At 47.9% G+C, this 20191-nt stretch carries 19 protein-coding genes and 1 riboswitch; of the genes, 7 read left to right on the top strand and 12 right to left on the bottom strand.

Annotated elements, in window-relative coordinates; genetic code table 11:
* Positions 1 to 36: 36 nt before the first annotated feature.
* The 6 genes from KNQ07_RS08325 to KNQ07_RS08350 form a co-directional block, all read right to left on the bottom strand.
* Positions 37 to 642 (bottom strand): HD domain-containing protein, encoded by a 606-nt coding sequence (locus KNQ07_RS08325; RefSeq protein WP_214766058.1) that lies wholly within the window; start codon positions 640 to 642, stop codon positions 37 to 39.
* Positions 643 to 702: 60 nt separating this feature from the next.
* The gene (locus tag KNQ07_RS08330) at positions 703 to 1425 is read right to left on the bottom strand and encodes an amino acid ABC transporter ATP-binding protein (RefSeq protein WP_041261856.1); all 723 of its coding nucleotides are present in this window, start codon (positions 1423 to 1425) and stop codon (positions 703 to 705) included.
* Positions 1426 to 1438: 13 nt separating this feature from the next.
* Positions 1439 to 2095 (bottom strand): amino acid ABC transporter permease, encoded by a 657-nt coding sequence (locus KNQ07_RS08335; RefSeq protein WP_214766060.1) that lies wholly within the window; start codon positions 2093 to 2095, stop codon positions 1439 to 1441.
* 60 nt (positions 2096 to 2155) lie between these two features.
* A complete protein-coding gene (locus KNQ07_RS08340) occupies positions 2156 to 2932 on the bottom strand; it encodes a transporter substrate-binding domain-containing protein (protein ID WP_012369843.1) in 777 nt (258 codons plus the stop codon).
* Positions 2933 to 3235: 303 nt separating this feature from the next.
* The gene (locus tag KNQ07_RS08345) at positions 3236 to 3661 is read right to left on the bottom strand and encodes a BrxA/BrxB family bacilliredoxin (RefSeq protein ID WP_012369842.1); all 426 of its coding nucleotides are present in this window, start codon (positions 3659 to 3661) and stop codon (positions 3236 to 3238) included.
* A gap of 34 nt (positions 3662 to 3695) precedes the next feature.
* Positions 3696 to 4880 (bottom strand): class I SAM-dependent methyltransferase, encoded by a 1185-nt coding sequence (locus KNQ07_RS08350; protein WP_214766062.1) that lies wholly within the window; start codon positions 4878 to 4880, stop codon positions 3696 to 3698.
* 116 nt (positions 4881 to 4996) lie between these two features.
* Between KNQ07_RS08350 and KNQ07_RS08355 the strand changes: the two genes are divergently transcribed.
* Entirely contained in the window at positions 4997 to 5770 is a 774-nt protein-coding gene (locus KNQ07_RS08355) for a sporulation protein (RefSeq protein WP_214766064.1), read from the top strand.
* 67 nt (positions 5771 to 5837) lie between these two features.
* On the opposite strand, the gene tenA is transcribed toward KNQ07_RS08355, so the two are convergent.
* Entirely contained in the window at positions 5838 to 6533 is a 696-nt protein-coding gene (gene tenA, locus KNQ07_RS08360) for a thiaminase II (protein WP_012369839.1), read from the bottom strand.
* 74 nt (positions 6534 to 6607) lie between these two features.
* A riboswitch (TPP riboswitch) is annotated at positions 6608 to 6713 on the bottom strand.
* A 191-nt stretch (positions 6714 to 6904) separates the two neighbouring features.
* Here tenA and KNQ07_RS08365 point away from each other — a divergent pair.
* From KNQ07_RS08365 to KNQ07_RS08390, 6 genes are all read left to right on the top strand, one after another.
* On the top strand, positions 6905 to 7786 hold the full coding sequence (locus KNQ07_RS08365; RefSeq protein WP_012369838.1) for a DUF1002 domain-containing protein: 882 nt from the start codon (positions 6905 to 6907) through the stop codon (positions 7784 to 7786).
* Positions 7787 to 8064: 278 nt separating this feature from the next.
* Positions 8065 to 9930, top strand: coding sequence for a ribosomal protection-like ABC-F family protein (gene abc-f / locus KNQ07_RS08370; RefSeq protein WP_214766066.1), 1866 nt, complete (start codon positions 8065 to 8067; stop codon positions 9928 to 9930).
* Between the two features lie 214 nt (positions 9931 to 10144).
* The gene (locus KNQ07_RS08375) at positions 10145 to 11620 is read left to right on the top strand and encodes an alanine/glycine:cation symporter family protein (RefSeq protein WP_214766068.1); all 1476 of its coding nucleotides are present in this window, start codon (positions 10145 to 10147) and stop codon (positions 11618 to 11620) included.
* A gap of 117 nt (positions 11621 to 11737) precedes the next feature.
* On the top strand, positions 11738 to 12628 hold the full coding sequence (locus KNQ07_RS08380; protein ID WP_214766070.1) for a diacylglycerol/lipid kinase family protein: 891 nt from the start codon (positions 11738 to 11740) through the stop codon (positions 12626 to 12628).
* Positions 12629 to 12954: 326 nt separating this feature from the next.
* Positions 12955 to 13671, top strand: coding sequence for a peptidoglycan DD-metalloendopeptidase family protein (locus KNQ07_RS08385; RefSeq protein WP_214766072.1), 717 nt, complete (start codon positions 12955 to 12957; stop codon positions 13669 to 13671).
* 125 nt (positions 13672 to 13796) lie between these two features.
* A complete protein-coding gene (locus tag KNQ07_RS08390) occupies positions 13797 to 15785 on the top strand; it encodes a penicillin-binding transpeptidase domain-containing protein (protein WP_214766074.1) in 1989 nt (662 codons plus the stop codon).
* Positions 15786 to 15853: 68 nt separating this feature from the next.
* Here KNQ07_RS08390 and trpA read toward each other — a convergent pair whose 3' ends face one another.
* Genes trpA through trpD form a run of 5 tightly spaced genes read right to left on the bottom strand, consistent with a single transcriptional unit; the run spans position 15854 to position 20186 of the window.
* Positions 15854 to 16633, bottom strand: a complete 780-nt coding sequence (gene trpA, locus KNQ07_RS08395; RefSeq protein WP_214766076.1) for a tryptophan synthase subunit alpha — start codon at positions 16631 to 16633, stop codon at positions 15854 to 15856.
* Complete coding sequence (gene trpB / locus KNQ07_RS08400; protein ID WP_214766078.1) at positions 16633 to 17832, bottom strand: tryptophan synthase subunit beta; 1200 nt, start codon at positions 17830 to 17832, stop codon at positions 16633 to 16635. Before trpB ends, trpA begins: the two co-directional genes overlap by 1 nt.
* Complete coding sequence (locus KNQ07_RS08405) at positions 17832 to 18407, bottom strand: phosphoribosylanthranilate isomerase (RefSeq protein ID WP_214766080.1); 576 nt, start codon at positions 18405 to 18407, stop codon at positions 17832 to 17834. Before KNQ07_RS08405 ends, trpB begins: the two co-directional genes overlap by 1 nt.
* Complete coding sequence (trpC, locus tag KNQ07_RS08410; protein WP_214766082.1) at positions 18394 to 19170, bottom strand: indole-3-glycerol phosphate synthase TrpC; 777 nt, start codon at positions 19168 to 19170, stop codon at positions 18394 to 18396. Before trpC ends, KNQ07_RS08405 begins: the two co-directional genes overlap by 14 nt.
* On the bottom strand, positions 19167 to 20186 hold the full coding sequence (trpD, locus tag KNQ07_RS08415; protein WP_214766084.1) for an anthranilate phosphoribosyltransferase: 1020 nt from the start codon (positions 20184 to 20186) through the stop codon (positions 19167 to 19169). Before trpD ends, trpC begins: the two co-directional genes overlap by 4 nt.
* Positions 20187 to 20191: the final 5 nt, after the last annotated feature.

The raw sequence follows: 20191 nt of genomic DNA on the forward strand, positions 1-20191 counted from the left end.
ATCCGCTCTATCAGGAGCAGATCCCTGTTTTTATCATTATTGATCGTTCCATTCCTGCTTGAACCGTTCGACGAATTCCCGCATATACTGATGACGATCTTCAGCAATGATCTTCGCTGTCTTCGTATTCATCAAATCTTTTAAACGGAATAATTTTTCATCGAAATGGTGTAAGGCACTTGTCGTCCCTGTCCGTTCACCCGGCTCGCGGGGAGCGAGTCCCGGTACATACATCGGTTCCTGAAAGTGACCGGCAAATTGAAATGTCCGGGCAATCCCAATCGCACCAATCGCGTCCAAGCGGTCCGCGTCCTGGACAATCTTCCCTTCCAGTGTCTTCATCGGCGGACGGTCACCCCCTTTAAACGATAAACTGTTGATGATGTCGAGGATATGCAGGCGGTCCTGCTCCGAGACACGTGGTCTTAAATACTGGTCGACATTTTCACTTGTCCCGCCGAGTTTACTGTCCGCGACGTCGTGCAGCAGTGCAGCGAGTTCAATGATACGGACATTCCCGCCTTCGATTTCGGCAATCCGTAAGGCCATCTTCCGGACACGTTCGATGTGGGAAAAATCATGTCCGGAAAAATCATTTGCATGGAATTCCTGAACGAACCGTTCCGTCTCTTTGTTAAGCATAAAAAACCTCTCCCTGTCTTAAAAAAGCGCCTACTCATTGAATCGAGTCGGCGCTTTTCGTTATAACACTTTTTCCAAGAATTTTTTGGCGCGATCGGTTTTCGGATGATCAAACAGTTCCACCGGACTGCCTTCTTCCATCAGAATGCCTTCATCGAGGAACAGGACGCGGTCGGCAACTTCTTTTGCAAAGCCCATCTCGTGCGTAACGATGACCATCGTCATGCCGCTTTCTGCCAGTTGTTTCATGACATCCAGCACTTCGTTGACCATTTCCGGGTCAAGCGCTGATGTCGGTTCGTCAAACAACATGACGTTCGGTTCCATCGCCAGTGCCCGGGCAATCGCGACCCGTTGTTTTTGACCGCCCGACAGCTGGTTCGGGAAGTTATCGCGTTTTTCGGCCAAACCGACACGTTCGAGCAGGACTTCCGCCCGTTTGACAGCCGCATCTTTCGAGAGACCAAGCACGTTAATCGGTGCATAAATCAAGTTATCGAGGACCGATTTATGCGGGAACAGATTAAACTGTTGGAACACCATGCCAATGTTTTGACGGGCCTTGGCGATGTTTGCTTTCGGTTTCGTCAATTCAAAACCATCGACGTTAATCGTGCCGCTTGTCGGCTGTTCCAACAAATTAATGCATCGTAAGAACGTTGATTTCCCGGATCCCGACGGACCGATGACGGCAACGACTTCGCCGCGTCCGACCGTCGTCGTAATACCTTTTAAGACTTCTAGTTTTCCAAACTGCTTATATAGATCAGTAACTTGAATCATAGGTTCCATCTGATTACCCACTCTTTCTCATAGCTTTTTCGACTTGTTGACCAATCAAGGACAATCCCATGACAAGTACGAAATAGACGAATCCTGCAAACAATAACGGTTCAAAATACAAGGCCTTCTCTCCACCGACGACTTGCGCCCGGCGCATGACGTCGAGGACACCGACCGTCGAAATCAAAGCGGATTCTTTTGTTAATGTGATCAGCTCGTTCATGATTGCCGGCAGGATATTTTTGAACGCTTGCGGCAAGATGATCGACCGTAACTGTTTCATGTAAGGAATACCAAGGGCATCTGCTGCTTCCCATTGTCCGCGGTCAACGGCTTGAATGCCGGCCCGGATGATTTCCGAAATGTAAGCCCCCGAGTTTAAGGAAAAGGCGATGATGGCGGATTGATACCCCGTCGTCACATACCCCGTCAACTGCGGTAACCCAAAGTGAATGATCGCCAGTTGTAAAATGAGCGGCGTTCCACGGAAGACCGCCGTATAGGCATGACCAATAAATCGAATAAATCCGTTTTTCGTGATTTTTAACGCCGCGACGACAATCCCGATTAACATACCGGCAATCGCGGCGACGATGACGACTTGAAATAGAACTGGAATTCCTTGCAGAATATATGGGATTGAATCTTGAATCTTTGTAAAGTCTATCATAACCAATCTCCTAACGTCGCACAAAAGGGATGAGGTTACCCCCACCCCTATGCACTACTCTTATTTTGCTTCTTTTTGGAACCATTCTTCCGCGAGTTTATCGATGTCGCCGTTGTCGATCATCTTCTTCAACTCTTTGTTGAAGTCATCACGCATTTTGTCCCCTTTTTTGAAGGCGACGGCAGAACCGGTTGGCCCGTCTTCTTTGATTTCATACGTTTTTAATGCTTTGTCCTGATCCATGTATTTGACGGCTACTGCGTCTTCAATGATCAAAGCGTCGATCCGGCCCGTATTCAACTCCTGAATGATTTCCGGAATTTTATTTAATGAAACAGCTTCACTGTCTTTGTAACGGTCCTTCGCCAACGCTTCCTGGATCGATCCGAGCTGGACACCCAGTTTCTTGCCTTTTAGCTCGTCATCTGACGCGATCGCTTTATCTTTCGTCATGACCAGGTTTTTGGACTGGAAATAAATATCCGTGAAGTCGGCGTTTTTCTTCCGCTCGTCGGTCGGCGTCATTCCCGCCATGACGAAATCAACACGTCCCGCACTGAGCGCTCCAAGCAGACTGCCGAACTCCATGTCCTCAATTTTCAAATCATATCCGAGGTTTTTTGTGACTTCTTTGGCGATTGCCACATCAAATCCGACGATGTCATCACCTTTTGCTGTATCGATATACTCGAATGGGAAGTAATCCGCTGACGTTCCCATCGTCAATACTTTATCGTTCTTTTTTGTCGTATCCCCTGTCGATTCCTCCGAAGCGCCACATGCTGCCATTGTGACTGCTAGAATGCCTGCCATTGCCGTTGCTGCTAATTTTTTCATCAATAAATTCCCCTTCCAACGCTCAATTGTCAGAACTTTAACAATAGTATGACTTATGTTTTTTTCTAATTCAATACTAAAAAGTTCGACCTGATTTATTGCTTTTAGAATATACGAATATTTATTCATTGTAAAGCATAATAATCTATAGAAATTGCATAAAATACGGATTTATTCATATTTGATGAGTAATCACTTATGTTGATAACGCTTACATTTATTTCAGGAGAAGCGCCTTTCGTTCAACGGACGGTGTTCATAAAAAAAACCGCCCCCTCAAGCAGGGGCAGGTTTTTGATGTACTTAAGCGTAGATTTCAATCAATGACTCTAACTTCTCGACGACTTCTTCCGCTGTAAACGATTCGATGTCAAACCGTTCGACCATCGACAGGATGTTTCCATCCTGCATCAAAGCGAATGATGGCGATGAAGGCGGATATCCTTCGAAGTATTCACGGGCCCGATCGGTTGCTTCCCGGTCTTGTCCTGCAAATACCGTTACGAAATGATCCGGTTTGACACCTTCCATACGGTTGACGTAGGCAGCTGCCGGACGGGCAATACCGCCGGCGCATCCACAAACGGAATTGACGAGGACAAGCGTCAGTCCTTCGCGTTTCATTGCCTCATCAACGCTCTCAGCCGTTGTTAATTCTTCAAAACCGGCTGCTGCTGCTTCTTTACGTGCCGTTTGAACGACATCTTCAAAATACATTTGGAAATCCATTGTATTTGTTTCCCCCTTTAATTCGTTGTCTTCTTTATTGTACGAGTTTCGATGAAATCTGTCCAAGTCTGCCGCTCAATTCACGTTCTAAATACGGCTTTGCATGCAACAGCTCACGGAAAGCGATATACCGGTCGATTTTTTCTTCTGTTGCCCGTTTCGGATTTTTGTAAGCCCGAATCAGGATGTTTTTCGGCGTGTTTTCTAAATCGATGAATTCAAGCAATTGCGTCTCGTATCCGACAAGTGTCAATAACTCGGCCCGAATCGAATCCGTCGCGAGTGAAGCAAACTTTTCTTGAATCAACCCATGTTGCAGCATGACATCAAGCGGTGAACAATCCAGTTGACGGTTTAATTCCTTTTGACAACACGGAACACTGAGAATGACCGAGGCATTCCAATCGACGGCACGTGCGAGCGCAACGTCCGTCGCAACATCACAGGCGTGAAGCGTCACCATTAAGTCGACTTCCGTATCCTGGTCGTAATCGTGGACATCACCGACACGGAAGGACAAATCATCATACCCTAAATCAGCAGCGATCGCGGCACATTCCTCAATGACTTCTTTTTTTAGATCAAGACCGGTGACATTTAAATCAAAACCTTTAACGATCTTCAAGTAATGATAAAGAGCAAACGTCAGATACGATTTTCCGCATCCAAAATCTAAAATCCGCAATGTACGTCCTTTCGGCAACACCGCGATACTGTCTTCGACAAATTCCAGAAACCGATTAATTTGTTTGAATTTGTCGTATTTTTGGCGTTTGACCTGTCCTTCTTCCGTCATGACACCTAAACGGATTAAAAACGGCACCGGTACACCGTCTTCTAACAAGTGACTTTTCTTGCGGTTATGAGACAACTCTGCCTGAATCGGTTCTTTGACGGTCGTCTTAATAGAGACTTTCATTTTCTTCGAGAGTTGAAACTGGACTTCTTCCGTTTCGAACCGGAATAAAAATTGACGGAATTCGTCAAAGAATTGGTCCATTCTTACAATAAATTCTTCTATACTTAAATTCTCATGCTTAATGATCCGTTCATGTTGAAACTCTAACTGGATTGCATACGTATCTCTAAGTAGAATCGGTTTTACCTTGATTCGGCGGAGATCATTTGATTTCAGACGCGGAGCGCTGATCGTCGCGTGTATGAGTGAAGTCGCCTGCAGTTTTTCCGTGAGCAAGTCTTTTAATTGATGTAGTTCCACGTATCGTCCCGTCCTTTTTTGTTTGGTCTTTCGAAACTGTAGCAAATTCATCCGTGTTCGACAAGCAAGTCAGCTTTCTTTTCAGTCGTCATACTTAATTTAAGGAGGAACACAACATGTTTAAAAAAATCCTTTCCCAAATCGGTATCGGTGCCGCAACGGTCGACACACGCCTCGAGCAAGAACACTGTGAACCCGGCGGTACGATTCAAGGAGTCGTCCATATCAAAGGCGGTAACGTCAATCAGGAAATCGCACGGATTTATCTCGCCTTCAACACCCAGTACAAACAGGAAGTTGGGGACAGCAAGACATTCACGACATTCACACTGGATCGGTTTGTGTTAAATGAAGCACCGTTTACGATCGAAGCCGGTGTCGAACGCGAAATTCCGTTCACGCTGCAGGTTCCTTTTAATACCCCCCTCTCCGTCAGTCAATCGAAATCCTGGATTGAGACCGGTCTTGATATCGCGCAAGCAGTCGATCCGTCCGATCATGATGCGGTCGTCGTCAAGGCAAACGACTATCAATCCGTCATTCTGGAAGCGATGGAAGATCTCGGATTCCGTTTGAAGAAAGCAGATACAGAAAAATTACCGGGCCGCTTCCGAAAAGATTTACCGATCGCGCAGGAACTCGAATATTCTGCCCGCGGCACGCATTATGCGCATAAACTGGATGAAATCGAAGTCATCTTGCTGCAGGACCGGTCCGGAATCGATATCGTTCTTCAAATCGACCGTCGTGCCCACAGCCTCGGCTCTTTGTTCAGCGAAATGGCGGGTACGGACGAAACGATGACGAAACTTTCATTATCCAATCAGGAGTTAACCAATCCGTCGCTGGTGAAACAACGCCTCGCAGATTTGATTGAACACCACAGCTGATTTATCTTTTCTATATAAAACACCGGATCCGCCAACAAGCGAATCCGGTGTTTTACGTTGTCTTGTCTTATTTCAATGATGTCGTTGTAATAATCTGTGCCAGGCTTTTTTCAAATGTCTCTTCCGTCCAGCCCATTTCCCAAAACATCAATTCGTAATAACAGCTTCTGACGAAATGCTGCTTCATCCGGGTGCGTTCTTGATCACTTGCTTGCGCTGCCAGCTCATTCAAACGCTCGATCTGTTCAAAGACTACCCGCTCGAACCAGTCCGAACTGTATGTCGCAATCCATTGTTGATAAATCGGTGAAGCCGGTACAGCGCTCTGTAACTGTTGTCCGATTTCATAATAGAGCCAGTAACACGGTAAGATGGCAGCAATTGTCTCCCCGAGCGTCCCTTCGCTCGCATGGTGCATATGTGAAATATAGGCGTATGCGGTCGGAGCCGGCTCAAACCGGGCTAATGTTTCGTCCGAAATCCCAAGCGGTTTAAAAAACGACTGGTGCAGACTCAGTTCTGCGGCATAGGTCGATGTCGCATGTTCCGCGAGCTCTGCAATCGTCACGAAATCCTGTGCCTTGGACGCGGCACGGGCCTGAATTTTCGCGAAATGTTTTAAGTAATAGGCGTCTTGGAGTACGTAATGTCGGAATTTCTTCTCCGGCAATGTCCCGTCTGCAAGACCGGTCACGAACGGATGCGTAAAACTGCTGTCCCAATACTGTCCTGCCGCTTGCCGGATTTCTTCACTGAATTTCATATTTCTTCCTCCTTTTTTCATCAAAAAAACGCCACACCTGATGTCAGGTATGACGTGAAAAGACCAGAAAAAGAGGATCTGTCACGCCACTTCCCTCCGTAAGTCCAAACTTAATCAGGTTCAAAGGGTCCGCACGTCTCCGTCGTCTCAGTCAGCCTACTGACTCCCCTAGTGGTCGCTATTTGATTTGTTTCAAGTGTAACATGATTTCATTCAATTCTGAACCTGCTCCCCTTCTTTCCATTGTTTTTCTGTACAATGAACATGACGGAAGGTCGATGTCGGCTCGTCCTTGAGACCGATTCTCTTCCGTCACCGGTCGATTAGACTGAAATTAGTACCTGATACTTAACTTACGGAGGAATCTGACAATGAATAAAACCATCACATGGACTGCTTCGGCATTACTTGCCACGACGTTATTACTGCCTACTGCCGCATCTGCCGAACAGGTCGTCGACAAAACGATCATCACACTCGGTGAATCGCTCGGAGCAAAGGATAAAGCATGGGTGTTGTCCCGCCTCAATGCACCGGAAGGCATCACTCCGATCATCGCGACGTCTGCCGATGAGGAAAAATATCTCGGAAAAAACATTCCCCAGTCCCAACGCGGCGGCAATATGTATTCTTCCGCCAAGATCGAATTGGCTGAAAAAGGCGACGGTCTGTCCGTCGCAACCGAAAATATCACGTGGGTCACAAAAGACATGTATTTGAATGCGCTGGTCACGGCCGGTGTGACCGATGCCGACATTACGATTACTTCCCCTTATAAAGTAACCGGTACATCTGCCTTGACTGGTATCATGAAAGCCTATGATCAAACGTCAAGTGAGACCGGTATCAAACTGACGGATGAACGGAAAGATTTAGCCCAACAAGAATTATCGGTCACATCAGATGTCGGAAAAACCGTCGGGACGGATAAAGTCGCCGACTTGATGAACGAAATCAAAGCCGAAATCGCGAAGCAAAAACCGGAGACGAAAGTCGAAATCGAGAATGTCATCGTCCAAGTCATTCAAAACAATAATATCAATCTGTCCGATGCCCAAATGGAGCGCTTGACCGGTCTGTTTAACCAAATGGAAAAAGCTGATCTTAACTGGGGACAGATTGAGACGGGACTGAAGGATGCCGGACAAAACATCCAGTCCTTTGCGACATCGGAAGAAACAAAAGGATTTTTTGCCAAACTGTTTGACGGTTTAAGTGCCTTCTTTAATTCCATCGCCGGTTTATTTAAATAATCTGCTCTTCCTTTCATTCCCGGTGGCATGGTAAAATAGAGTCATCGAATGAGAAAAGGTGGTGTGGAAAGATGGGTTTTGCTGCGTGTAAGCATTGGTTGATGGAACAACTGTATCTGTTGCGCGCGATTTTTCATGGAATGGCGTTCTAAGGGACTAGTCTGTCCTTTTTTGAAGAACTCTATACTTGAAAAATAAAGCAAAGCGCATCTTCCACTGGTGAAGGAGAGTGCTGTTTGCGCTCTCCTTTTTTTGATGCGTCAGAGAGGAAAATTCATATGATGATCTGCGACATCCAACACCTGTCCAAACAATTCGGAGGCGACGATATTTTAACGGATGTGTCCCTCTTTATCCAGTCACATGACCGCATCGGCTTGATCGGACGTAACGGGAGCGGGAAAACGACTTTCCTGCGTTTACTGGCCCGGCTTGATTCACCTGACACCGGAACCATCTACCAAAAAAGCGGGCTATCCATCGGTTATTTGGAACAATTGCCGGTATTCGATCCCCACATGACCGGTCTTGACGTCCTCTGGACCGCGTTCGCCCCGCTGCTCGACTTACGGCAATCGTTGCACCGGCTCGAACAAGAGATGGCAACGAAAACCGATCAACTCGAGTCACTGCTTGCCCAGTACACGAAGGTGACCGAAGCATTCGAGCGGCAAGGCGGCTATTTACTGGAGTCTAAAGTCGACCGGATGATTAACGGTTTACGGCTTCATCCGTTACTTGATCGTCCGTTCGATCAGCTCAGCGGCGGTGAACAAACAAAAATCTGTCTCGGACGGATGCTGTTAAGTGAACCTGACTTGTTGATTCTTGACGAACCGACTAACCATCTCGATCTGGACGCCGTCGAATGGCTCGAGTCATTTTTAGCACACTATGCCGGCGCCGTCTTACTCGTGTCTCACGACCGCGTCTTTCTTGATACGGTCGTGACGAGCATCGCCGAACTCGAAGATGGTGAAGTCCGGCTCTACCATGGAAACTATACGTACTACATGACGGAAAAAGAACGTCTTTTACTTGAACAATTCCATGCCTATCAGGAACAGCAAAAAAAGATCAAGCAAATGAAGGACGCGATCCGCCGTCTCCGGCAGTGGGCCAATGAAGCTTCTCCCCCAAGCGAAAAGCTGTTCCGGAAGGCAAAATCAATGGAACGTGCGCTGGATCGAATCGAACGGATCAAACGTCCGAAGCTTGAGGCCGAGACACCGGATCTTACGTTTACGGCACAAGGTAAAACAAGCCGGACGGTCTATCGTCTGGAGGACGTCGGCGTTTCCTTCACCGAGTCACCGTTGTTTCACTCCTTAACCGTCGATATCGTTGCCAAGGATCGCTTGGCCATCGTCGGTGCCAATGGAAGTGGGAAAACGACTCTGTTGCAATTGTTGTTAGGTCATATTCAACCGACGAGCGGTCTCATCTCCCAAGGTCCTTCGGTCAAAATCGGCTATTTATCCCAACACATCGACTTTCCTGACGATCAACGGTTAATCGATGTCTTCCGGTCAAACATCGTATGTGATGAAGGGACAGCCCGTAAACGGCTCGCCCAGTTTTTATTTTTTGGACCCCGTGTCTTTTTACCTGTGACCGCTTTAAGCGGAGGCGAGCGTATGCGGCTGATGCTCGCAATCCTTGTCAACTCGGAATTAAACGTCTTGATCCTTGATGAACCGACGAACCATCTCGACATCGAATCACGGGATGCCCTCGAAGAGGCGCTTGAATCGTTTAACGGAACGCTGATCGCTGTTTCGCATGACCGCTACTTTTTAAATCGGCTGTTTACGAAAACACTTTGGCTCGGACAAACACCGACACTGTATCACGGCCCTTATGCGTATGCAACAAGCAAACGGACTGTCGCGTCCCCTGCCGCTGAACCGACACAACTTTCTTCAAATAAAAAATCATCTCAACCGTCACCTTCGATGATCCCGTTGCAAACCTCCCGGCAACTCGAAGAGACAATTCAGCAGGCAGAGCAGGAGCTTTTTCTACTGGAGTCACGACTGGAACAGACAAGCGATTACGAAGCATTGATGAAACTTTCTACCAGTCGGGAAGAGCTGGTTCAAAAGATTGACGAACTCTATGAACAATTCCTTGCTGTGGAATGATTGTTTTGACGCAGAATAAACTGTTTTGACCTGTCATAATCATCGACAGGTCTTTTTTTACTTATTCTGAATCAAGTTTCCTTTTACATTCTAAATAATTAATTTGATTAGTTTTTGAAAAAAAGTTTTAAAATTTTTCTTGCTAATTATCTGAAAATTCGTATAATTTAGCGTATAGCCATTTTACCACAACACATGAGGAGGAATTTTTCAGATGGATGCCTTTCAGCAAGCAGTACAATCAGGAGTCGATTTTGCCAACAACTTATTATGGTCTTATGTTTTAATCGCGGCATTAATCGGCGTCGGCATCTACTTCACCATCCGGACAAAATTCATTCAGTTCCGGTACTTAAAAGAAATGTTCCGCGTCACACTCGATAAAAATGAGAAAACAACGGATGATGAAGGAGAAAGCATCACTTCGTTGCAATCGTTCTTCATCGGTGCCGCTACCCGGATCGGAACAGGTAATTTAGCCGGCGTTACGATTGCCATCACGCTTGGCGGTCCCGGTGCCGTCTTCTGGATGTGGATGGTCGCTTTGCTCGGTGGAGCAACGGCTTTGATTGAAAGCACGCTCGCTCAGGTCTACAAAGTCCGCGACAGTAAAACCAACGCTTACCGCGGCGGACCAGCCTACTACATCGAAAAAGGATTGAAAAACCGTGCGCTCGGCGTTATTTTCGCCATCTTGATCGCCGTCACATTTGGTCTGATTTTCAACTCGGTCCAATCGAACACGATCGCTGCGGCCTTTGACAATGCCTTCGGGATCAACAAAGCGGTCATCGGCGGTGTTCTCGTCGTCTTGACAGGACTCGTCATCTTTGGCGGTGTTCACCGCGTTGCGAAATTCTCTGCCGTCGTTGTCCCGATTATGGCGGGTCTTTATCTGATCGCTGCCCTCTTCGTTGTCATCACGAACTTCACGGAACTCCCTGCTGTCTTCATGATGATTCTCAAGAGCGCATTCGGCATCGAACAAGCCGTCGGCGGATCTGTCGGAGCAGCTATCTCACTTGGTGTTAAACGGGGTCTCTTCTCGAACGAGGCCGGAATGGGTTCAGCACCAAATGCTGCTGCTGCGGCTGAAGTCTCGCACCCTGCAAAACAAGGGTTCCTCCAGACACTGGGTGTTTTCCTCGATACACTGATCGTCTGTACAGCAACTGCTGCCATCGTCTTGTTGAGTGACAGCTATGCTGCCGGAAACGGTGAAGGAATTGCGATGTTACAAAATGCTTTAGGCGAACAGCTTGGAGCTGTTGCCCCGGCTTTCATCGCAGTCTGTGTTTTCCTGTTTGCCTTCAGTTCTATTGTCGGCAGTTATTACTACGGCGAAACGAACATTGAATTCATCAAAAACAGTCCGGCTGCCGTCTTCGGATTCCGGATTGCGACAATGGCTTTCGTTTTCATCGGATCTGTTCTCAGTCTCGGAATGGTCTGGAGTTTTGCCGACCTCTTCATGGCCGGTATGACCTTGATCAACTTGACAGCCATCTCACTTTTAGGTGGCATCGCGCTGAAAGTCATCAACGATTACCAGGAACAACGGAAAAAAGGACTTGATCCTGTTTTCTCGGCGAAAGCTCTCGGTATCGAAAATACAGAGTGTTGGGACGAAGAAGAAATCGTTCGTCCGGCAGCAGGAGAAGCATCCCCACCACCAATCGCTCGCCGCTAATTTCAGGATTGCCTTGGACATCGACAGAAGTCATGTCCAAGGTTTTTTTCTGCCCAGGATTATGTTTATGCAATCTTGGGAAAATAGGAACAGGTAGAATTAAAGGAGGAATCATTCGTGTCAAAAGTCATGCTCATCATCAATCCGTCGTCCGGTAAAGAACTCGGTAAAAAACATGAGGAACTCGCGGAAGGAACATTGGCTCAACGATTTACGGAAGTCGATGTACGCTTCACGGAAAAAAAACTCGATGCAACTGAATTCGCAACACAAGCTGCACTCGGCCACTATGACGCTGTCGTCGCCATGGGCGGGGATGGCACAGTGAATGAAGTCATCACTGGTATCGCGGAACAGGCGCATCGTCCGACACTCGGAATAGTGCCTCTCGGGACGGTCAATGATTTAGCGCGTGCCTTACACATCCCGACGGAACCCGAGGAGGCGATCAGCGTCTTAGAGGATGCCCCTTCCCGTTCACTCGATATCGGAAAATATGATGATCATTATTTCATGAACGTCATCGCGGTCGGGTTAATCGCTGAAGCTGTCGAAGAAGTCAGTGTCGAACAAAAAACATCACTCGGTTCCGTCGCCTACTTCATCGAAGGATTAAAAGCCTTTAAGGATCACAGCCCCTATCCGATTCGCCTGACGGCGGAAGAAAAATCGTTTGACGGTGAAACTCCTCTTCTGATCATTTCCTTGACTAATTCTGTTGGTGGTTTCGAATCATTCGCAAAAGATGCCCGTGTGGATGATGGACTGTTACATGTCTTCATCGTGAAACAGCTTGGTTTCTTTGATGCCTTACAGGCCTTACCGAAATTATTGACCGGAAAAATTTCCGATGCCGATCAAGTCGAATACTTTACGACAAAAGAAGTTCATGTCGATTCAAAAGAACGTCTTCCGATTAATGCTGACGGCGACACAGCGGGTCATCTTCCCGTTACGGTTCAGGTCTTAAGTCAGCATTTAACTGTTTTCGCACCCGTTTCCAACTAATTCTTTTTGCCTATAGCCCATGATGATGTGAGACACACATCGTCATGGGCTATTAATTTTTTTCATAAAAAGGTCTATATATTCTATTTTAGTAAAAATAAATTCAGATAATAAATGAAAAATATTCCATTACAATATATGTTATACAACTATAATCTTGCAATGAAACTGAAATATTTTTGTGTTATTCGCAATGCTATAATCATTCTATCAAGAAAATATTTATACATATTAAATACATATGCTTTGCATCTTACAACTTTGAAAGGGTCTTGTTCCCTTACATAATCGTCCGTCGTCTTTCACACTTTAGGAGGAACTTCTACATGAAACGCATGATTACAACTATGACAATGACAGCACTGATGGTTTCTGGTTTCGCTACAACGGGTACAGAAAAAGTTGAAGCAGCAACAACGTACAAAGTAAAAGTAACTGCAGACGGGTTGCGGGTTCGAACGGGTCCTTCGACTGCTTACAAAGTTGTCGGTAGTGTCAATTCTGGTCAAACCTTCAATTATTTAGGAGTGTCCGGATCTTGGACAAAAATTTCTTACGGCGGCACATCCCGTTACATCTCTTCTACATATGCTAAAAAATACAGTGTTACGACATCTACAAAAGCATCTAGCGGATTTTCCCGGCCGGCAAGTGGTCCGATTACTCAGGGATACGGCGGAGCAAGCGGTGTCTACGGCTATACCTTCCATAACGGAATCGATATCGGCGCACCAACAGGCACACCGGTCTATGCCTCTGCCGGCGGTACCGTCATCACTTCCCGGTATTACGGGGCCTACGGTAATCACATCATGATGAAAAGTACTGTCAATGGTGTCTCATATACGACAGTCTATGCTCATTTAAACAGCCGTTCCGTGTCTGTTGGGCAAACGATTGCCAAAGGCACAAAGATCGGGACGATTGGTGCAACAGGCAATGCTTTTGGTGCTCACCTTCACTTCGAAATGCATCGCGGTAGTTATGTCTACAGCGGTACATATGCAGCAAACAGCGTCAACCCGCTCAACTACTTCAATTAAGATGTAAACTCTACTCACACGAATGTTTGTCTTCGTGTGAGTTTTTTGTCGTTCGTTCAAGATGAAATCCTTCCGAAAGAATGGTACGGTTGTAAAACAGACTGTTCGCAAAAGGAGGATTTCCCTTGAAGAAGACACTCCCGCTTCTGCTTTCAACCAGCTTCGTGCTGACGATACTTGCCGGATGTCAGGATCAACCGACACCGGAAGAACGATTGGACGCCTATATTAAGTTATGGGAAAAACAGGATTATGAAAAAATGTACGCGGAGTATGCCAGTACAGAAACGAAAAAAACTTATGGTAAAAAGGAATTCGTGGATCGGACGAAAAAACTAGCAGAATCTCTTGCGATTAAAAATATTTCCGTCAAACGGACGAAAACAGACAAAAACGAGGATAAGGAACAGGCAAGTTTACAGGTCACGATTTCTTTTGAGACGTTGGCCGGACCCGTTTCTTATAAAAAAGAAATTCCGTTGACGTTTGAAAAACAGAAAGATACGGAAAACTGGTACATCAACTGGGATTCTTCCTTTGTTCTAAAGGATTTTAAAAAAGAAGACAAGATTCAATTGACGACACTCGAGGCGAAACGCGGTGATTTGCTTGATACGAAAAAGCAACCTCTTGCCACGACTGGAACCGGATACGAGGTCGGTGCAGTCGCAGGTAAAATCAACGATCTTAAAACGCTCGCCAAACAGTTGAACCGTCCTGTCTCAGCGATTGAAGAGGCCCTCTCCGCCAGTTGGGTCAAAGACGGACAGTTCGTTCCGTTGAAAACATATACCGTAAACGACAAAACACAAATCAACCGTCTGAAACAGATTGATGGCGTCAGCGTCAAGGAAACAGAGGTCCGGGCCTATCCGTTCGGCAAAGCAACTTCCCATCTGATCGGCTATACTGGTTCGGCGACGGCGGATGATATCAAACAATCGAAACAAACGATTCAGGCCGGTGAACAAGTCGGAAAACGCGGGCTCGAGCAGGTACTCGACGAAACATTACGCGGGAAATCGGGTGCCCGAATCGAGATCGTTAAACCGGATCAGTCCACGGTTGACGTCGCAGAGACAAAAGCGAAGGATGGACAAGACATCCAACTGACGATTGACGGCAAGTTACAGCAAACGACTTATGCGACGATGAAAGATGATCCGGGAACCGCAGCCGTCATCGACCCATGGACGGGTGAAACACGGGTCCTGCTAAGTTCACCGGGATTTGATCCGTCCGAGTTTACGACGGGCATTTCCCAGGCTCGACTCGATACATTGACGAACGATCCCGACCAACCGCTTTTAAACCGGTTTACGAGTGCCTTCGCACCCGGGTCGACCCAAAAACCGTTGACGGCAGCGGTCGGCTTAAACAGCAAGACACTTGATCCGGAAAAAGCTTATACGATTGACGGGTTAAAAACGAAGATCGACGGGTTTAACGTTACCCGGATTCATGAAACACCGGATCCGGTCAATCTGCATAATGCGCTCGTTTACTCGGATAATGTCTACTTTGCAAAATCAACACTCGAACAGATCGGGACCAAAACGTTTACTTCGGGTCTTGAAGCACTCGGATACGGTGAAAAGATTCCCTTCACCTATCCGATGCGGGCATCACAAATTTCAAACGACGGCTCGATTGCTTCCGACGGACAGCTGATGGATACGTCTTACGGTCAAGGACAAATGCTGACGAACATCCTGCACCTTGCGTCGATGTACGAAATCTTCCTGACGGACGGAACGATTTACCGACCGACATTGCTCGCTGAGGAAGAAACCAAACAGGTCTGGAAAAAAGATCTCCTCGAAGCAAAAGATGCCGCCATGATCCGCGACGATCTGTATGACGTCGTCCATGCCGGTTATTCCTTACCGGCCGAAATCCCTGAGATTAAAGTCGCCGGTAAGACCGGTACGGCCGAATTAAAAAAAGCAGGAGAAGAAAACGGGCAGGAAAACGGCTTTTTCGTCGGTTATGACAATGACAGAAAAGATCTGCTCGTCGCCATCATGATTGAATCGGTCGAACAGGAAGACCGGGGCAGCCCGTATGTCTCGGGACTCGTCGCGGACGTCTTAAAAAGTCATGCCAATAGGTAAAAACTGAGTCTAAAAAAATAAGGGTGCCGGAAATCAATCCGGCACCCTTTGATTTTGATTGTCTGATCTTACACCGTCACGTCCGGCAGACGGGCCGCCATCAACTGTTCGATGGTCGCTTCATCTCCCTGTTGCAACAATTCGACGATCTTACTACCGACGATGACACCGGCAACGCTTGTACTCAGTTGACGGACATGTTCCGGCGTACTGATTCCGAAACCGGCCATAACCGGCACCGGACTCAGCTGTGCTACTTTCGCCAAATGCTGTTCGAGCGAATCCTCGAAGTTAGTTTGTCCACCGGTCGTTCCATTGACAGTCACAGCATAGAGGAATCCTTCACTGTGCGCCGCCAGTTTCTCAATCCGTTCCATCGGACTTGTCAAAGACACCAGTTGAACGAGTGCGATGTCCTGTTTATTGCGTCCGGCAAAAACCTGATCGCTTTGCTCGAGCGGTAAATCAGGAATAATCAGTCCGTCGACGCCGACTTCACGACAGGTCGATAAAAAAGTATCAATGCCGAAGCGGAAAATCGGATTCAAGTACGTCATGACGACAATCGGCACGCTCGTCGACTGACGGGCAATCCGGATTGCTTCGAGAACATCCTTCAGACTGATATTATCTGCCAGTGCCCGCAAACCTGCCTCCTGAATGACTGGACCATCGGCGACTGGATCGGAAAACGGGACACCGACTTCAATTGCCGTCGCACCCGATCGTTCGAGGAACGCTAAAATATCTGGCAGACGGTCGATGCCTCCGTCTCCTCCCATCACATACGGGATAAAGGCTTTTTCACCACGTGCATTGACTGTGCGAATCGCTTGTTCTAATCGCATCATGCTTCCCCCTTTAAGGCATTTCTGACGGTCATGACATCCTTATCGCCGCGTCCTGAGAGACAGATGACGACGACTTCTTCCGGTTGCATCCCTCTCGCAAGTTCCGTTGCATGGGCAACGGCATGAGCTGATTCGAGTGCGGGAATGATGCCTTCTTTTTGGCAAAGCAGTTGCAAGGCATCCAGTGCCTGCTGATCTGTCACCGCTTCATACTGGACGCGGCCGATGTCTTTTAACAGGCTGTGTTCCGGTCCGACGCCCGGATAATCAAGTCCCGCTGAAATCGAGTGTGCTTCCGTCACTTGACCGTGCTCATCCTGCAACAGGTACATCATCGAGCCGTGTAAGACTCCGACTTCACCTTTCGACATCGTCGCGGCGTGTTTCTCCGTCTCGAGTCCGCTACCGGCTGCTTCGATTCCGTACAAGGCAACCTCTTCATCATCGATAAACGGGTGGAACATTCCGATTGCATTACTGCCGCCGCCGACGCAGGCGACGATAGCTTCCGGTAACTTGCCTTCTTTTTCAAGGATTTGTGTCCGGGTCTCTTGTCCGATCACTGCCTGGAAGTCACGGACGATTTCCGGAAACGGGTGTGGTCCGAGAACGGAGCCCATCAAGTAATGCGTATCGTCGACATGTTTGACCCAGTAGCGCAATGCTTCATTGACGGCATCTTTTAACGTCCGGCTTCCTTGGGTGACGGACACGACTTTCGCGCCGAGCAACTCCATTCGGAAGACGTTTAGTTCCTGGCGGCGGATATCCTCTTCGCCCATGAAGATGACACATTCGAGATCAAGCAGTGCACAAACGGTTGCTGTCGCGACACCGTGTTGTCCCGCTCCGGTCTCGGCGACGATTTTACGTTTCCCCATCCGCTCAGCGAGTAAGGCTTGCCCGATCGTATTGTTGATTTTGTGCGCTCCGGTATGATTTAAGTCTTCCCGTTTCAGGTAGATTTTGGCGCCGCCGATTGTCCGCGTCAAATGTTCCGCATAATAAAGCGGAGTTTGCCGGCCGACGTAGTTTTCCAGCAAATCATTCATCCGTTCACGAAATGCCGGGTCTTCCTTCACTTCGGCATAGGCTTGTTCCAGTTCGAGAACAGCCTGCATCAACGTTTCCGGGATATAACGTCCTCCGTAAATCCCGTACTGTCCTAAAGCGTCCGGTTGTGAATAACGTGTCATTAGAAAGTCTCCTTTACGGCATCATGAAATGCCTGCATTTTTGTTTGATCTTTTTGACCATCAGTTTCGATTCCGCTCGAGACATCGACGGCAAACGGTTCGTATCGATTGATTACTTGTTTGACATTATCCGAATTCAGACCGCCTGCAACAAACATCGGTTGATCGATCTGTAACTCGGTCGTCCAATCAAAGGTTTGTCCGCTGCCGGCTTCCGGCGCATCAAACAAGACATAATCCGCTTCCGGATGAATCATAGCCTGTGATCCGGCTGCGAGTGCCTGAATGACCGGCACCTTTTTTTCGTGATAGACCTCGTCGGCGACCGGACCATGAAGCTGAATGAAATCGAGTCCGACTTGTTCCACCGCTTCTTCGACTTCCTGTTTCGTCGGCGAGACGAACACGCCGACGACCTGAACCGTCTCTGGAATTTCTGTCCGAAGCCGTGCTGCTTCCGTCACTGTGACCTGCCGTTTGCTCGGGGCAAAGACGAATCCGATATAATCCGCCAGCCTTGCAGCGTACCGGACGTCTTCCGCCCGCTTCAGCCCGCAGAATTTAATACGTGTCATGTTTGACTCCGTTGACGGCTTCAATGAAATCTGCCGGGTTCTCCGCCCGCATCAGTGTTTCTCCAATCAGAATTCCGTCCGCCCCTGCTGCATGAAGCATCTGTGCTTCAGCAACGGTCTTGATGCCGCTCTCACTGATATAGCGGACATCGCGTGACTTCGTCTTCAGCAATTCGAGTGATGTGTCGAGACTCACTTCGAATTTTTTCAGATTCCGGTTGTTGATTCCGATGATTTTCGCCTGCAACCGCTCTGCCCGTTTGAGTTCTAGCGCATCGTGAACCTCGACCAACACTTCGAGACCGCTTGCATAGGCATACGCGTATAAATCCTCTAACGTCTCGTCATCAAGCGCTGCAACAATCAATAAAATCAAACTCGCACCATGCGCTTTCGCAAGATCAATCTGAATCCGGTCAATCATAAAATCCTTGCATAGGACCGGGACGTCGACTGCTTTCGTGACAGCCGCCAAATCTTCCATGCTTCCTTTAAAATAGGTCTGGTCGGTCAGAACGGAAATGACTGTCGCCCCGCTTTCGGCATATCGTTTCGCCTGTGCCACCGGATCAACGTTTAATGAGATATCGCCCTTTGACGGGGATGCCCGTTTGATTTCGGCGATGACGGACAAATCGGTTCCGCCGAGTGATTGATGAATCGATTGGTTGAGTTGTCGCGCCTCTGCTTGCGCCACACCGTCGATCTTCAAGCGGGCGACTTCCTGTCGTTTCGTTTCAATGATACGGTCTAAGATATTCATCCGATTGCCTCCTGTTGTTTCATCCGTTGTAAATACTGTAATTTTTCAAGTGCTCGGCCGGAATCGATGCTTTCCGCCGATCGTTCAATTCCTTCCCGGATCGTTTGGACCCGTCCTTCGGCAAACAGGGCGATTCCGGCATTGAGTAACACCGTATCCCGGTATGGACCTGCTTCTCCTCGCAGAACCCGTAACAGAATTTCTGCATTTTCCGCTGCCGTTCCGCCGCGGATTGCTTCGATTGGAGCGACCGATAATCCGACTTCTTCCGGGTGCAGACTGAACCGGATCAACTCACCTTGATCAAGCAACACCAATTGATTGGTTCCGGCGAGTGAAGCTTCATCCATGCCGCATGCGCCGTGCAGGACGATGGCACGTTTTCGTCCGAGACGATGCAATGTCAAAGCCATCGTCTCCAGTAAATCTTCCCGGTAAATACCGAGCAACTGTGTTTTAAGGGGTACCGGATTCGTAAGCGGACCAATCAGATTAAAAATCGTCGGAATCCGTAAATCACGGCGGACTTTCATGATTTGTTTGACACGGGGATGCATCCGTTGGGCGAACAGAAAGGCAATCCCGTTTGTCTCAAGTAATGTCGCAATTTCTTCCGTCGAGACATCAAGCGGGACACCAAGTGATTCCAGGACATCGGCACTGCCGGTCTTACTCGATACACTCCGGTTTCCGTGTTTCGCGACCTTCGCCCCGGCACCGGCTAAGACAAACGCCGCTGTCGTGCTGATATTAAAGGACTGGGATCCGTCACCGCCTGTACCGCAATTGTCGATGAAATCTGTTCCCGATACCGGAATGTCGACGGCGACTTCACGCATGATTGAGGCGAGACCGGCCAGTTCTTCCGCTGTTTCCCCTTTTGCTTTTAAGGCAATCAAAAAAGCTGCGATTTCGCTGTCCGTGACGTCTTCCGCAAACAGTTCACGGGCAGCTTGTTGCATTTCTTCAAAACGAAGATGATTGGCGTTTGCCAGTTTTGTTAATACGTCCTTCATTCCTG

Source organism: Exiguobacterium sp. s145 (assembly GCF_018618835.1).
GTDB classification, from domain to species: Bacteria; Bacillota; Bacilli; order Exiguobacteriales; family Exiguobacteriaceae; genus Exiguobacterium_A; species Exiguobacterium_A artemiae.

Bases quoted from the DNA above. Each gene is read 5' to 3' on its own strand.
- KNQ07_RS08365 (WP_012369838.1), top strand. From the start codon at position 6,905: ATGAATAAAACCATCACATGGACTGCTTCGGCATTACTTGCCACGACG.
- KNQ07_RS08340 (WP_012369843.1), bottom strand. From the start codon at position 2,932: ATGAAAAAATTAGCAGCAACGGCAATGGCAGGCATTCTAGCAGTCACA.
- abc-f (WP_214766066.1), top strand. From the start codon at position 8,065: ATGATGATCTGCGACATCCAACACCTGTCCAAACAATTCGGAGGCGAC.
- trpA (WP_214766076.1), bottom strand. From the start codon at position 16,633: ATGCGATTAGAACAAGCGATTCGCACAGTCAATGCACGTGGTGAAAAA.
- KNQ07_RS08345 (WP_012369842.1), bottom strand. From the start codon at position 3,661: ATGGATTTCCAAATGTATTTTGAAGATGTCGTTCAAACGGCACGTAAA.
- KNQ07_RS08375 (WP_214766068.1), top strand. From the start codon at position 10,145: ATGGATGCCTTTCAGCAAGCAGTACAATCAGGAGTCGATTTTGCCAAC.
- trpB (WP_214766078.1), bottom strand. From the start codon at position 17,832: ATGACACGTTATTCACAACCGGACGCTTTAGGACAGTACGGGATTTAC.
- KNQ07_RS08355 (WP_214766064.1), top strand. From the start codon at position 4,997: ATGTTTAAAAAAATCCTTTCCCAAATCGGTATCGGTGCCGCAACGGTC.
- tenA (WP_012369839.1), bottom strand. From the start codon at position 6,533: ATGAAATTCAGTGAAGAAATCCGGCAAGCGGCAGGACAGTATTGGGAC.
- trpC (WP_214766082.1), bottom strand. From the start codon at position 19,170: ATGAATATCTTAGACCGTATCATTGAAACGAAACGACAGGAAGTCGCC.
- KNQ07_RS08405 (WP_214766080.1), bottom strand. From the start codon at position 18,407: ATGACACGTATTAAATTCTGCGGGCTGAAGCGGGCGGAAGACGTCCGG.
- KNQ07_RS08385 (WP_214766072.1), top strand. From the start codon at position 12,955: ATGAAACGCATGATTACAACTATGACAATGACAGCACTGATGGTTTCT.
- trpD (WP_214766084.1), bottom strand. From the start codon at position 20,186: ATGAAGGACGTATTAACAAAACTGGCAAACGCCAATCATCTTCGTTTT.
- KNQ07_RS08325 (WP_214766058.1), bottom strand. From the start codon at position 642: ATGCTTAACAAAGAGACGGAACGGTTCGTTCAGGAATTCCATGCAAAT.
- KNQ07_RS08330 (WP_041261856.1), bottom strand. From the start codon at position 1,425: ATGATTCAAGTTACTGATCTATATAAGCAGTTTGGAAAACTAGAAGTC.
- KNQ07_RS08335 (WP_214766060.1), bottom strand. From the start codon at position 2,095: ATGATAGACTTTACAAAGATTCAAGATTCAATCCCATATATTCTGCAA.